This is a genomic window from Pseudomonas sp. EA_105y_Pfl2_R69, assembly GCF_963970915.1.
Taxonomy (GTDB): Bacteria; Pseudomonadota; Gammaproteobacteria; order Pseudomonadales; family Pseudomonadaceae; genus Aquipseudomonas.
In genome coordinates this window covers 1,112,382-1,125,272 of the sequence record NZ_CAXAOO010000001.1, presented here as the reverse complement: position 1 = coordinate 1,125,272, position 12,891 = coordinate 1,112,382, and the positions used below count along the sequence as shown (strand labels likewise).

The 12,891-nt window shown below is 61.6% G+C and carries 13 protein-coding genes and 1 tRNA gene; 6 read left to right on the top strand and 8 right to left on the bottom strand.

The annotated features are described in order from the left end of the window. Window positions 1-78 precede the first annotated feature (78 nt). Window positions 79-894 (top strand): type III secretion system regulator SuhB, encoded by an 816-nt coding sequence (suhB, locus tag AACY13_RS04850; protein WP_339459667.1) that lies wholly within the window; start codon window positions 79-81, stop codon window positions 892-894. Between the two features lie 127 nt (window positions 895-1,021). Here suhB and AACY13_RS04845 read toward each other — a convergent pair whose 3' ends face one another. The 6 genes from AACY13_RS04845 to queA all read right to left on the bottom strand — a co-directional run bounded on the left by AACY13_RS04845 (window position 1,022) and on the right by queA (window position 7,086). Further along, window positions 1,022-1,558 (bottom strand): glycine zipper 2TM domain-containing protein, encoded by a 537-nt coding sequence (locus AACY13_RS04845; protein WP_339459665.1) that lies wholly within the window; start codon window positions 1,556-1,558, stop codon window positions 1,022-1,024. Between the two features lie 128 nt (window positions 1,559-1,686). Then, window positions 1,687-2,589, bottom strand: coding sequence for a protein translocase subunit SecF (secF, locus tag AACY13_RS04840; RefSeq protein ID WP_339459664.1), 903 nt, complete (start codon window positions 2,587-2,589; stop codon window positions 1,687-1,689). Window positions 2,590-2,601: 12 nt separating this feature from the next. After that, the gene (gene secD, locus AACY13_RS04835) at window positions 2,602-4,470 is read right to left on the bottom strand and encodes a protein translocase subunit SecD (protein WP_339459663.1); all 1,869 of its coding nucleotides are present in this window, start codon (window positions 4,468-4,470) and stop codon (window positions 2,602-2,604) included. Between the two features lie 62 nt (window positions 4,471-4,532). Continuing rightward, on the bottom strand, window positions 4,533-4,868 hold the full coding sequence (gene yajC, locus AACY13_RS04830) for a preprotein translocase subunit YajC (RefSeq protein ID WP_339459661.1): 336 nt from the start codon (window positions 4,866-4,868) through the stop codon (window positions 4,533-4,535). A gap of 38 nt (window positions 4,869-4,906) precedes the next feature. Next, on the bottom strand, window positions 4,907-6,022 hold the full coding sequence (tgt, locus tag AACY13_RS04825; protein ID WP_339460018.1) for a tRNA guanosine(34) transglycosylase Tgt: 1,116 nt from the start codon (window positions 6,020-6,022) through the stop codon (window positions 4,907-4,909). 14 nt (window positions 6,023-6,036) lie between these two features. After that, a complete protein-coding gene (gene queA / locus AACY13_RS04820) occupies window positions 6,037-7,086 on the bottom strand; it encodes a tRNA preQ1(34) S-adenosylmethionine ribosyltransferase-isomerase QueA (protein ID WP_339459659.1) in 1,050 nt (349 codons plus the stop codon). A gap of 114 nt (window positions 7,087-7,200) precedes the next feature. Here queA and AACY13_RS04815 point away from each other — a divergent pair. From AACY13_RS04815 to AACY13_RS04805, 3 genes are all read left to right on the top strand, one after another. Continuing rightward, a tRNA-Leu gene (locus AACY13_RS04815) sits at window positions 7,201-7,285 on the top strand. A 362-nt stretch (window positions 7,286-7,647) separates the two neighbouring features. Next, entirely contained in the window at window positions 7,648-7,860 is a 213-nt protein-coding gene (locus AACY13_RS04810) for a cold-shock protein (protein WP_090248782.1), read from the top strand. A 102-nt stretch (window positions 7,861-7,962) separates the two neighbouring features. Next, window positions 7,963-8,457, top strand: coding sequence for an RDD family protein (locus AACY13_RS04805; RefSeq protein WP_339459658.1), 495 nt, complete (start codon window positions 7,963-7,965; stop codon window positions 8,455-8,457). Window positions 8,458-8,595: 138 nt separating this feature from the next. On the opposite strand, the gene lptG is transcribed toward AACY13_RS04805, so the two are convergent. Together lptG and lptF are read right to left on the bottom strand one after the other, a co-directional pair. Continuing rightward, the gene (gene lptG / locus AACY13_RS04800; RefSeq protein ID WP_339459657.1) at window positions 8,596-9,657 is read right to left on the bottom strand and encodes an LPS export ABC transporter permease LptG; all 1,062 of its coding nucleotides are present in this window, start codon (window positions 9,655-9,657) and stop codon (window positions 8,596-8,598) included. Then, a complete protein-coding gene (gene lptF / locus AACY13_RS04795) occupies window positions 9,650-10,771 on the bottom strand; it encodes an LPS export ABC transporter permease LptF (protein WP_339459656.1) in 1,122 nt (373 codons plus the stop codon). Before lptF ends, lptG begins: the two co-directional genes overlap by 8 nt. Before the next feature lie 144 nt (window positions 10,772-10,915). On the opposite strand from lptF, the gene AACY13_RS04790 reads away from it, so the two are divergent. Together AACY13_RS04790 and AACY13_RS04785 are read left to right on the top strand one after the other, a co-directional pair. Continuing rightward, window positions 10,916-12,415 carry a leucyl aminopeptidase gene (locus AACY13_RS04790; protein ID WP_339459655.1) on the top strand — a complete coding sequence of 500 codons (1,500 nt, stop codon included), beginning with the start codon at window positions 10,916-10,918 and terminating at the stop codon, window positions 12,413-12,415. 55 nt (window positions 12,416-12,470) lie between these two features. Further along, window positions 12,471-12,890 carry a DNA polymerase III subunit chi gene (locus AACY13_RS04785; RefSeq protein ID WP_339459653.1) on the top strand — a complete coding sequence of 140 codons (420 nt, stop codon included), beginning with the start codon at window positions 12,471-12,473 and terminating at the stop codon, window positions 12,888-12,890. The last annotated feature ends 1 nt before the right edge of the window (window position 12,891 follow it).

Sequence of the window (12,891 nt, the reverse complement as noted above, 5' to 3'; positions counted from 1 at the left end):
AAGACACAGGTTGCACTTCAACCTCCGCACTTTTCTGCTAGAATGGCCGGCTTTCTTTAACGACCCAGGTGAACATCCATGCAGCCCATGCTGAATATCGCGCTGCGCGCAGCCCGTAGCGCCGGCGAAATGATTTTCCGCTCGACCGAACGCTTGGACGTCATCTCGGTCGACGAGAAAGAAGCCAAGGACTACGTGACCGAGATCGACCGCTCCGCCGAGCAACTGATCATCCAGGCACTGCGCAAAGCCTTCCCCAACCACGGCGTGCTTGGCGAAGAAAGCGGCCTGAGTGCCGGCAGCGGCGACGGTGCCGACTACCTGTGGATCATCGATCCCCTGGACGGTACCACCAACTTTATCCGCGGCATCCCCCACTACGCCGTCAGCATTGCCTGCAAATACCGCGGCCGCCTGGAACACGCCGTGATCATCGACCCGGTGCGCCAGGAAGAATTTACCGCCAGCCGCGGCCGCGGTGCCGCCCTTAACGGTCGCCGCCTGCGCGTGAGCAGCCGCAAGAGCCTGGAAGGTGCCCTGCTCGGCACCGGCTTCCCGTTCCGCGACAGCCAGATGGACAACCTGGAAAACTACCTGGGCATGTTCCGCAGCCTGGTCGGCCAGACCGCCGGCGTACGCCGCGCCGGTGCCGCCAGCCTGGACCTGGCCTATGTCGCCGCCGGCCGCTTCGACGCGTTCTGGGAATTCGGCCTGTCGGAATGGGACATGGCCGCAGGCGCACTGCTGATCCAGGAAGCAGGCGGCCTGATCAGCGACTTCAGCGGCGGCCACGAATTCCTCGAGAAGGGCCAGATCGTTGCCGGCAACACCAAGTGCTTCAAGGCCGTGCTGACGGCTATTCAGCCGCACCTGTCGGCTTCGCTGAAGCGCTGATCGCCAGGCAATAAAAAAGCGCCTGCGGGCGCTTTTTTATTGCCTGCCATCCTTGGCGGCAACCCATCTGGCCGTCGCTGCGCGACGTTGAAAATGGCTCCAGGCCATTTTCTTATTGCCTGTATTTTTACTGCTCGCTGGCAGACAGCACCAACTGACCATCCTTGACCGGAATGCGACTGCCCGGGTCACTAGCCATGCGCACCTGCCCCTCCTTGCCATCGAGCAGATACTTGACGTCATAGCCGACCAGCTTCTTGCTGACATCGGTGACGGTATCGCAACGTGTTTCGGTGGTGGTGTAGGTGTCGCCAGCCTGCATATTTTCCTGCACTTTGTTACCGGCGTAACCACCACCGACAGCGCCTGCAACCGTGGCAATCTTCTTGCCCGTACCGCCACCGACCTGATTACCCAGCAAGCCACCTACCACCGCACCGATGGCCGTACCGGCGATCTGATGCTGGTCCTTTACCGGCTTCTGCCGGGTTACCGTTACATCCTCACAAACCTGCCGCGGCGTCTTGATGGTCTCATTGACCGGCTTCACCGCCAGCACCTCGGCATACTCCGGACCACCGATCAAACTGTATGTGGCAACAGCGCCACCCGCGGTTACGCCAACTGCGCCCAGCACCGCGCCCACCAGCATTGACTTGTTCATAACAACCTCCCGGATTCACTTAAGCGGCGTACAGGCACGCCATTCCTGATGCCTTGGAACACAAAAAAGCCGGGCAAGTTCAACAACTGCCCGGCTTCGTCATTGCTGCCAACCCTTAACAAGCAAACCTAAGGGCGATCATCCACCTCTTCGGCCACCACCGGCGGGATCAGGTCCTCGACCGTCAGATCCAGCCAGACCAGCACTACGTTGGCGATATACACCGACGAATAGGTACCGGCCGTAACCCCGACAAACAGAGCCACGGAGAAGGCGAACAGGTTATCACCGGCGAACACCAGCAACGCAGAGATGGCCAACAGGGTGGAAATCGAGGTCGCCATGGTCCGCAGCAGCGTCTGGGTGGTGGAGATATTGATATTGTCGATCAGGCTGGTATTGCGCAGCACACGGAAGTTTTCCCGCACCCGGTCGAACACCACGATGGTGTCATTGAGCGAGTAACCGATAATCGCCAGCAACGCCGCCAGCACGGTGAGGTCGAAGGTGATCTGGAAGAACGACAGAATCCCCAGGGTCACGATCACGTCGTGAATCAGGGAAATAATCGCCCCAAGACCGAACTTCCACTGAAAGCGGAAGGCCAGGTAGAGCATCACCCCACCCAACGCCAGCAGCAGGCCGAGACCACCCTGATCACGCAGCTCTTCACCGACCTGCGGCCCGACGAACTCGACCTTCTTGACCTCAAGCTGGTCGCCCGCCTGGCGTAGCGCCACGGCCACCTTGGCCCCCAGGTCGGCATCGTTGCCCTGCATGCGCACCACCACGTCGGTGGTCGCACCGAAGCTCTGCACCACGGCATCGGCATAACCCGCGCCCGCCAACTGCTGGCGAATCTTGCCAAGCTCGGCCGGCTGCTCGTAGCTCAGCTCGATCTGGGTACCGCCGGTAAAGTCCAGACCCAGATTGAGCCCTTTGAACATCAGACTGCCCAACGCCAGGAGCGTCAGAAACAGGGTGCAGGCGAACGCAATATTGCGTGCCCCCATGAAGTTGATCGTACGCATCGCTACAGCCCCTTAAATCCACAACTTCTTGAAGTCACGCCCACCGCAGGTCAGGTTGACCATGCACCGCGTCACCAGAATCGCGGTGAACATCGAAGTGAGAATGCCCAGCGACAGGGTCACCGCAAAGCCCTTGACCGGCCCGGTGCCCATGGCGAACAGGATGCCGCCGACCAACAGCGTGGTCAGGTTGGCATCGACGATGGCCGAGTAGGCGCGATCGAAGCCTTCGTGAATGGCCCGCTGGATCGACATGCCATTGGCGATTTCCTCACGAATACGCGAGAAGATCAGCACGTTGGCATCCACCGCCATACCCATGGTCAGCACGATACCGGCAATACCCGGCAGGGTCAGGGTGGCGCTGAGCAGCGACATCAGCGCCAGCAACAGCACCATGTTCAGACCCAGAGCGACGGTCGCAATCACACCGAAGAAACGGTAGATGATCACGATAAACAGCGACACGAACAGCATCGCCCACAACGAGGCCTCGACCCCCTTGGCGATGTTGTCGGCCCCCAGGCTCGGACCAATGGTGCGCTCTTCGGCGAAGTACATGGGTGCCGCCAGCCCACCTGCACGCAGCAGCAACGCCAGTTCGGACGACTCACCCTGACCATCGAGGCCGGTGATGCGGAACTGGCTGCCCAGCGGCGACTGGATGGTCGCCAGACTGATGATCTTCTTCTCTTCGATAAAGGTCTGGACCTCGACCTCCTTCTCGACGCCATCGACCAGCTGACGCATATAGCGCACCACCGGCTTCTGCTCGATAAAGATCACCGCCATGCTGCGCCCGACATTATTGCGGGTGGCACGGTTCATCAGATCGCCGCCACGGCCATCCAGGCGGATATTGACCTGCGGACTGCCATTCTCGTCGAAGCTGGCCTGGGCATCAGTGACCTGGTCGCCGGTGATGATCAGGTCACGCTCCAGCTGCGCCGGGGGACGGCCTTCCTGACGAAACTCGAAGCTTTCGGTGGCTGCCTTGGTCGCATCCGGCTCGGCCGCCAGACGAAACTCCAGGTTGGCGGTCTTGCCGAGAATCCGCTTGGCTTCTGCGGTGTCCTGCACGCCCGGTAGCTCGACCACGATACGATTGGCACCCTGACGCTGCACCAGCGGCTCGGCCACGCCCAGCTCGTTGACCCGGTTACGCACCGTGGTCAGGTTCTGCTTGATCGAGTATTCGCGAATCTCCACCAACTTGGCCTGGGTCAGCGCCAGGCGCAAAACCTGCTGGCCGCTGCGCTCCACGCTGCTCAGGTCGAAGTCGTTGAAATCCTTGCGGATCAGGCGCTGGGCCTTCTCCAGAGTAGCTTCATCGGCGAAGCCGAGCTGAATAACGCCATTGAGCTCGGGCAGGCTGCGGTAGCGCACGCGCTCCTTGCGCAGCAGGCTCTTGACCTCACCCTCGTAGACCTTGCGCCGTGCATCCAGCGCCTTTTCCATATCCACTTCCATCAGGAAGTGCACGCCACCGGAGAGGTCCAGGCCCAGCTTCATCGGGCTGCCACCCAGGTTGCGCAACCAGTCCGGCGTGGTTTGCGCCAGGTTCAAGGCCACCACGAACTCATCGCTCAGGGCCTTGCGCACCAGGTCCTTGGCCGGCAACTGGTCTTCCGCATCGTTCAGCCGCAGCAGACCGGCACGCCCCTGATTGGCCAGGCTGACCGCCTTGACACTGATACCCGCGGCTTCCAGCGCACGACTGGCGCGGTCCAGGTCGGCCTGCTCGACCCGCATGGCCGAACTGCTGCCGCTGATCTGGATAGCCGGATCGTCCGGGTAGAGATTGGGTGCGGAATAGAGAAAGCCGATTGCCAGTACAGCCAGGATCAGCAGGTACTTCCAGAGGGGAAATTTGTTGAGCATGACGCCGCCCGTTATGACGCGGGGCGCATTAAGCGCCCCGTCGAATGGTGATGGTGTGTTGCTTAGATCGCTTTCAGTGTGCCCTTGGGCAGCGTGGCGGCGATGGCCACTTTCTGGATTTTCAGTTCCACGGTATCGGACACTTCGATAACCACGAAGTCATCGCTGACCTTGTTGACCTTGCCGGCTATGCCGCCGCTGGTGACCACTTCGTCACCCTTCTGCAGGTTGCCGAGCAGGTTCTTGTGCTCTTTTGCACGCTTGGCCTGTGGGCGCCAGATCATCAGGTAGAAGATAACCAGGAAGCCGACCAGAAACACCCATTCAAAACCGCTACCGGCAGGGCCGGCAGCCGGCGCGCCGGCATCGGCGAAAGCAGCGGGGATCAAAAAGCTCATGTAACACTCCTGTTGCAAGGGTCTTTAAAGGTTGAATATCAGTCCAGAGGCGGCGTTGGCAGCCCGCGCTTGGCATAGAAGGCATCGACAAAGGCGGCCAATGTACCCTGTTGAATAGCCTCGCGCAAACCAGCCATCAAGCGCTGATAGTGGCGCAAGTTGTGGATTGTATTGAGCATGCTACCCAGCATTTCGCCGCACTTATCCAAATGGTGCAGGTAGCCGCGGGAGAAATGTTTGCAGGTGTAACAGTCGCACGTCGGATCGAGCGGCGAGTCGTCCTGCTTGTGGAAGGCATTGCGGATTTTCAGCACGCCGGTGTCGACAAACAGGTGGCCGTTGCGCGCATTGCGGGTCGGCATTACGCAATCGAACATATCCACGCCACGGCGCACGCCTTCGACCAGATCCTCCGGCTTGCCCACGCCCATCAGGTAGCGCGGTTTGTCGGCCGGCAACAGCGCCGGCAGATAATCCAGCACCTTGATCATCTCGTTTTTCGGCTCACCGACTGACAGACCGCCAATGGCATAACCGTCAAAGCCGATCTGTTCCAGCCCATCCAGGGAGACCTTACGCAATTCTTCATACATGCCACCCTGGACGATCCCGAACAGCGCCGCACTGTTCTCGCCGTGGGCCTCTTTCGAGCGCTTGGCCCAGCGCAGCGACAGCTCCATGGAACGCTTGGCCACGTCGAACTCGGCCGGATACGGCGTGCACTCGTCGAAGATCATCACGATGTCCGAACCCAGGTCGCGCTGCACCTGCATCGACTCTTCCGGCCCCATAAACACCTTGGCACCGTCCACCGGCGAGGCGAAATACACCCCCTCCTCCTTGATCTTGCGCATCGCCCCCAGGCTGAACACCTGGAAACCGCCGGAATCGGTGAGAATCGGCCCCTGCCACTGCATAAAGTCGTGCAGATCGCCATGCTTCTTGATCACTTCGGTGCCTGGTCGCAGCCACAGGTGGAAGGTGTTGCCGAGGATGATCTGCGCCCCTGTTGCCTCGATATCGCGCGGCAACATGCCTTTGACCGTGCCGTAGGTGCCCACCGGCATAAAGGCCGGGGTTTCCACCACACCACGGGGGAACGTCAGCCGACCGCGACGCGCCTTGCCATCGGTGGCAAGCAATTCGTAAGACATCCGGCAGGTGCGCGTCATAGCTGTTCCTCTGGCCCGCGCGGCGCGGGGTTACGGGTAATAAACATGGCATCGCCATAACTGAAGAAGCGGTACTGCCCCGCCACCGCCGCCTGATAGGCCGCCATGGTTTCCGGATACCCGGCGAAGGCCGACACCAGCATCAGCAGGGTCGACTCCGGCAGATGGAAATTGGTCACCAGGGCATCGACCACATGCAGCGGCCGCCCCGGGTAGATAAAGATCGTGGTGTCGCCGCTGAACGCCTTGAGCACACCATCGCGCGCCGCGCTTTCTAACGAGCGCACGCTGGTGGTGCCGACAGCGATCACCCGACCGCCCCGGGCGCGGCAGGCGGCCACGGCGTCGACCACATCCTGGCCGACCTCCAGCCACTCGCTGTGCATGGGATGGTCCTCGATACGCTCGACCCGCACCGGCTGAAAGGTCCCGGCCCCCACATGCAGGGTCACGAACGCGCTCTCAACACCCTTCTCGGCAATCGCCGCAAGCAGCGCCTGGTCGAAATGCAGCCCGGCGGTAGGCGCGGCCACGGCACCGGCCCGCGCGGCATACACCGTCTGGTAGCGCTCGCGGTCGGCCTCGTCGTCCGGGCGGTCTATATAAGGAGGCAACGGCATATGGCCGACCCGCTCGAGCAGCGGCAACACTTCCTCGGCAAAGCGCAACTCGAACAGGGCATCGTGGCGCGCCAGCATTTCGGCCTCGCCGCCGCCCTCGAACAGGATCATCGAACCCGGTTTGGGCGATTTGCTCGCACGCACATGGGCCAGTACGCGATGACTGTCCAGCACCCGCTCGACCAGGATTTCCAGCTTGCCGCCGCTGGCCTTCTGGCCGAACAGCCGCGCCGGAATCACCCGGGTATTGTTGAACACCATCAGGTCGCCAGGACGCAGATAGTCCAGCAGGTCACTGAACTGTTTATGAGCCAGCACCCCGGTCGGCCCGTCCAGCACCAGCAAACGGCTGGCACGGCGCTCGGCGAGGGGATGACGGGCAATAAGAGCGTCAGGCAGCTCGAAATGAAAGTCGGCAACACGCATGGTCGGAGGCGGGGTCATTTAGCAGGGCGGCAAAGCTTACCGGAAATAGTCCAGACTGACCACGCAAGTGGATTGACCAAGCCCAAAGGCATCCCTATACTGCGCCGCCATTGTGCCCCGGTGGCGGAACCGGTAGACGCGGCGGATTCAAAATCCGTTTTCGAAAGAAGTGGGAGTTCGAGTCTCCCCCGGGGCACCATCAAACTCGAAGAAAGGCCTTGAATTTCAAGGCCTTTTTTATTGCCTGTAGAAAGCTGCGCACGCTGGCACAGCGATCCGATATCGCCACCCCGCACAGGCGCAAAACGCATCATTTATGGCCTGCACAAAGCACCTCCAGCCCAACAACCGCATGCCCTGGCGGGGGTTGGCATTTGCCTGGGAGTTAGCGTAGAGTTTCCCCCACTGTGTTTGCATGGGTCGCCGAAAATCGTGACCTGGTGCAGTAGATCATCTAGATCCGCTACATCCCGCTCGACGTCGCACACCTCCTTGCAACCAGTATCAGCCCCTCATATCGAGTAGCGGCTGTCCTCAACTCAAGTTTCAAGGAAATACAACATGTCGAATCGTCAGAACGGTACCGTCAAGTGGTTTAACGACGAGAAAGGTTTTGGTTTTATCACTCCAGAAAGCGGCCCGGATCTGTTCGTGCACTTCCGCGCGATCCAAGGCAACGGCTTCAAGAGCCTGAAAGAAGGCCAGAAAGTCAGCTTTATCGCTGTTCAAGGTCAAAAAGGCATGCAGGCCGACGAAGTTCAAATTCAGGAATAATCCTGCCGCTTTGCAAAACCCCTGATGGCGACATCAGGGGTTTTTTTATGCTCGTTAAGGCAAGATTGCACCCGCACACACCCATTGCACAAAGAGCCGACTATGCCGAAACACCTGCTGCGCCCGCAGGGGGACTTCCCCAGCGCCGGACTGATCCGCCGCCTGGCCGCCCTGTTCTATGACTTTCTGCTGTGCATCGCCCTGCTGATCGTCGTGACCTTTATCTACAAGCTGATCCTGATGGGCTTCTACGGCGAGGCGCAGCTTAAGCAGATGTCCGACGCCGGCGCACTGGACGGCGACCCGCTGTTGTCCACCCTGCTGTTTTTCAGCCTGTTCGGCTTCTTCGCCAAGTTCTGGACCCACAATGGTCAAACCCTGGGCATGCAGGTCTGGGGCCTGCGCATCCAGAACGCCGACGGCACAGCCATCAGCCTGTGGCAGGCGATGCTGCGCTTTCTGGTCGCTATCGGTTCCTGGCTGCCGCTCGGCCTGGGCTATCTCTGGGTGCTGTGGGACAAGCAAAAGCGCAGCTGGCATGACATCTATTCGGACAGCCGAGTGGTGCAGCTGCCGAAGAACATCCACAAGAAATAATTCGACACTCATCAGAAGGTGCCGGGAGCAGTGTTCAATCTCGCCCGGCGGCGACCCGAAGACGGGCGAGCATACATCGCGTGTCATAGAAAAGCCGGCTGCGCATCACCTGCGCAGCCGGCTTTTTTTTGCAGCGGCTTAACCGGCGCGGCGCAGCAACCAGACACCGGCCAGGGCACAGATACCCGCTGGGGTTAGCACCGCCAGCAACGGCGAGAAGCCGAATACCAGACTGGAGGGCCCGAGCAGATCCTGGGCGATGCGGAACGTGAAGCCCACCAGTACCCCGGTGAACACGCGCTGACCCAGGGTCACCGAGCGCAACGGGCCGAAGATAAAGGAAATCGCCATCAGCACCAGGGCCGCGGTCACCAGCGGCTGCAGTACCTTGGTCCAGAACGATAGCCAGTACTGGCCATTATTCAGCCCCTGCTCTGCCAGGTAGTGAATATAACGCCACAAACCGCTCATCGACAGCGCATCCGGGGCCAGCACCACGGTGCCGAGCAACTGCGGGGTCAGCTCGACATCCCAGCGCTCGCTGGCCTGCTCGACCACTTCGCTGCGGCGCTCACGGAAATGCGTGGTCGCCACGTCCTCCAGCTGCCAGTGATCCCCCTGGTACTGGGCGCGCCGGGCGAAGCTGGCCGACTGCATGCGGCGCTCGTCATCGAAGCGGTAACGGGTCACGCCGAACAGCACGCCATTGGGCTGTACCGCGTTGATATGCACGTACTCCTGACCCTGGCGGTGCCACAGGCCACGCTTGGCGCTCTGCGCATCGCCGCTGCCCTGGGCCATGGCGCGCCCGGCCTGAGCCTTGTTCTCGCTGTAGGGGGCCAGGTACTCGCCAATCAGCACGCCGACCAGCATCAGCACCAGCATCGGCTTCATCACGGCCCAGACGATGCGCCCGATGGACACCCCGGCCGCGCGCATGATGGTCAGCTCGCTGTTGCTGGCCAGGGAGCCGAGGCCGATCAGGCAACCGATCAGCGCCGCCATCGGCAGCATCTCGTAGATGCGCCGCGGCGCGGTCAGGAGCACATAGCCGGACGCATCGAGCAGGCCGTAATTACCTTCAATATCGCCCAGCTCATCGATAAAGGCGAACAGCAGGGCCAGGCCGACGATGATCCCGAGCACCCCGAGAATGGCGACGAATACCTGAACACCGATGTATCTATCCAACTTAACCACGGGCCACCTCCTGCGCCACGCCACGGGCCGCCCACTTCAAGCGCAACGGTTCCCAGTACAGCAGGAGCAAGCCAACCAGAGCGAACACCCCATGCACCCACCACAACCCCAGGGCCGGCGGGATCTTGCCTTTTTCCACCGCGCCCCGCGCCGCGATCAGCACGGCCAGGTAGGCCATATACAGCAGGATGGCCGGCAGCAACTTGAGAAAGCGCCCCTGGCGCGGATTGACCCGCGACAGCGGCACCGCCAGCAAGGCGACCACGAACACCAGCACAGGGATCGACAGACGCCACTGCAATTCGGACTGCAGACGCCCGTCCTTGCTGCCCAGCAGCTGACGGGTCGCGATACCCTCGCGGTCCGTTACCTCGGCGGCCACCTCGGGCTTGGGCAGCAGCACCCCATAGGTATCGTACTGGATGGCGCGATAATCGGCCTCGCCCGGGTTGCCGTCATAGCGGTAGCCATTTTCCAGGATCAGGTAACGGCTGCCATCGGCCTGCAGCTCCTGACGCCCGGTTTCGGCGACCAGCACGGAAATGCCGCGTTCCTTGTCGCCCGCCGTGGAGAAGCGCTTCTCGGAAATGAACACCCCGGCCAATTCGCCGCGATCATCGGACAATTCCTCGGAATAGGTCACCCGCGAGCCGTTCTTCATCGCCTGAAAACGCCCCGGCACCAGGGTATCCAGCTCGGTCATGGCGCTCTGCTGATTGAGAATCCGCGCCACCTGCTCGACCCCCTGGGGAGCCAGGCCCAGGCTCAACCAGCCCGCCAGCAACGCCACCAGCGTGGCCGGGGCCAGGGTGTAGACGAACAGACGCTGCTGGCTCATGCCCGTGGCGGAGAGCACGGTCATTTCGCTTTCCAGGTACAGACGCCCATAGGCCAGGAGAATGCCGAGGAACAGCCCCAGCGGCAGGATCAGCTGCAGAAAGCCGGGAATCCGGTAGGCCATGATCAGCAGCAGCACCCCGGGATCGAGCAGGCCCTGGGCCGCCTGGGCCAGATAGCGGATAAAGCGGCCACTCATAATGATCACCAACAGCACGGCACTCACCGCACTCAAGGTCACCAGCACTTCTCGGGACAGATAACGGAAGACAATCAAACCAGACGCTCCAGGGTTGTCAGGCTCAGGCGGCTACGAGCAAACTAGCCGCACTGCTTGCCGGCTCACCTGAAAGATGAACCATCGGAAAAATAGCCGGCATTATCCTGCAATACCGACTCGTTGTCTTGGGGACACCACCTAATGGAATTTATTGTTAAAAGCGTTCGCCCGGAAACACTAAAAACCGCCACCCTGGTACTCCCGGTTGGCGAGGGTCGTCGCCTGGGCGAAATCGGCAAAGCCGTCGACGCAGCCTGCGCCGGTGCCATCAGCGCCCTGCTCAAGCGCGGCGACTTGGCCGGCAAACTCGGCCAGACCCTGCTGGCCCATAACCTGGCGGGGCTCAAAGCCGAGCGGATTCTACTGGTCGGCAGCGGTAAGGACAGCGAATTGTCTGACCGCCAACTGCGCAAACTGCTCGCGGCCACCTATGCCGTGCTGAAAACCCTGGGCGGCAGCGACGCTGCCCTGGCCCTGCAGGACCTTCAGGTAAAAGGCCGCGACACCTATGGCAAGGCCCGCCTGACGGTGGAAACCCTGGCCGATGGCGGCTATCAGTTCGACCGATTCAAGAGCCAGAAGGCCGACGCCAGCGCCCTGAAAAAACTCACCCTGCTCGGCGACAAGGCCGACCAGGCCGATGTCGAGCGCGCCAGCAGCCAGGCCCAGGCGATTGCCGCCGGCATGGCCCTGACCCGCGACCTCGGCAACCTGCCGCCGAACCTGTGCCACCCCAGCTACCTGGCCGAAGAGGCCAAGGCCCTGGGCAAGGCCTACAAGAATCTCAAGGTCGAAATCCTGGACGAAAAGAAACTCAAGGAACTGGGCATGGGGGCCTTCCTCGCCGTCGCCCAGGGCAGCGACCAGCCGCCACGGCTGATCGTGCTCAACTACCAGGGTGGCAAGAAAACCGAGAAGCCCTACGCCCTGGTCGGCAAGGGCATCACCTTCGATACCGGCGGCATCAGCATCAAGCCCTCCGCCGGCATGGATGAAATGAAGTACGACATGTGCGGTGCCGCCAGCGTGTTCGGCACCTTGAAAGCCGTGCTGGAAATGCAGCTGCCGATCAACCTGGTGTGCCTGCTGGCCTGCGCCGAGAACATGCCCAGCGGCGGTGCCACCCGTCCCGGCGATATCGTCAGCACCATGAGCGGACAGACCGTGGAAATCCTCAACACCGACGCCGAAGGCCGTCTGGTGCTGTGCGACACCCTGACCTATGCGGAGCGCTTCAAACCCCAGGCGGTGATCGACATCGCCACCCTCACCGGTGCCTGCATCGTCGCCCTGGGCAGCAATGTTTCCGGCCTGATGGGCAACAACGACGAGCTGGTGCAGCAGATTCTCGCTGCCGGCCTCAGCGCCGACGACCGCGCCTGGCAACTGCCGCTGTATGACGAATACCAGGAGCAGCTCGACAGCCCCTTCGCCGACATCGCCAATATCGGTGGGCCAAAAGCCGGCACCATTACGGCGGGCTGTTTCTTGTCGCGCTTCGCCAAGGCTTATAACTGGGCCCATCTGGATATCGCCGGCACCGCCTGGATCAGCGGCGGAAAGGAAAAAGGCGCAACCGGCCGGCCGGTGCCGATGCTGACTCAGTACCTGTTGGATCGCAGCGCCAAGGTGGCCGGCTAACACGGCATGCGTCAGGGCCGCGGCCCTGGCTCACTCCTACACAACCTGGAGACCAATGGTGCGCATCGAGTTTTACGTCCTTTCCACTGCGCTGCCGGGTGATCGCCTGCGCGCGGCCTGCCAGCTGGCAATGAAGGCCTGGCGCGCCGGGCTGCCGGTGTTTGTCCGCGGCAGCGATGCGCAGCAATGCGCCGAGCTGGATGAACTGCTGTGGCGTTTCAAGGCCGAAAGCTTTGTGCCGCACAACCTTTACCAGGACGATCCGCAGGCCCCGGTGGCGATTGGCCTGGACGAAGAGCCGGCGAGCGCCCAGGGCGTGTTGATCAACCTGGGCAGCACGCTTTCACCGCAAGTGGAGCGCTTTAGCCGGGTGATCGAAATCGTCAATCAGGAGCCCGACCTGCTGGCCGCCTGCCGGGAGAATTTCCGCAGCTACCGCCAGCGCGGGTATGATCCCAAACGAGTCGAACTCTAGT

Bases quoted from the DNA above. Each gene is read 5' to 3' on its own strand.
- yajC (WP_339459661.1), bottom strand. From the start codon at position 4,868: ATGAGCTTTTTGATCCCCGCTGCTTTCGCCGATGCCGGCGCGCCGGCT.
- AACY13_RS04785 (WP_339459653.1), top strand. From the start codon at position 12,471: ATGGTGCGCATCGAGTTTTACGTCCTTTCCACTGCGCTGCCGGGTGAT.
- queA (WP_339459659.1), bottom strand. From the start codon at position 7,086: ATGCGTGTTGCCGACTTTCATTTCGAGCTGCCTGACGCTCTTATTGCC.
- AACY13_RS04790 (WP_339459655.1), top strand. From the start codon at position 10,916: ATGGAATTTATTGTTAAAAGCGTTCGCCCGGAAACACTAAAAACCGCC.
- AACY13_RS04810 (WP_090248782.1), top strand. From the start codon at position 7,648: ATGTCGAATCGTCAGAACGGTACCGTCAAGTGGTTTAACGACGAGAAA.
- tgt (WP_339460018.1), bottom strand. From the start codon at position 6,022: ATGTCTTACGAATTGCTTGCCACCGATGGCAAGGCGCGTCGCGGTCGG.
- AACY13_RS04805 (WP_339459658.1), top strand. From the start codon at position 7,963: ATGCCGAAACACCTGCTGCGCCCGCAGGGGGACTTCCCCAGCGCCGGA.
- secF (WP_339459664.1), bottom strand. From the start codon at position 2,589: ATGCGTACGATCAACTTCATGGGGGCACGCAATATTGCGTTCGCCTGC.
- AACY13_RS04845 (WP_339459665.1), bottom strand. From the start codon at position 1,558: ATGAACAAGTCAATGCTGGTGGGCGCGGTGCTGGGCGCAGTTGGCGTA.
- secD (WP_339459663.1), bottom strand. From the start codon at position 4,470: ATGCTCAACAAATTTCCCCTCTGGAAGTACCTGCTGATCCTGGCTGTA.
- suhB (WP_339459667.1), top strand. From the start codon at position 79: ATGCAGCCCATGCTGAATATCGCGCTGCGCGCAGCCCGTAGCGCCGGC.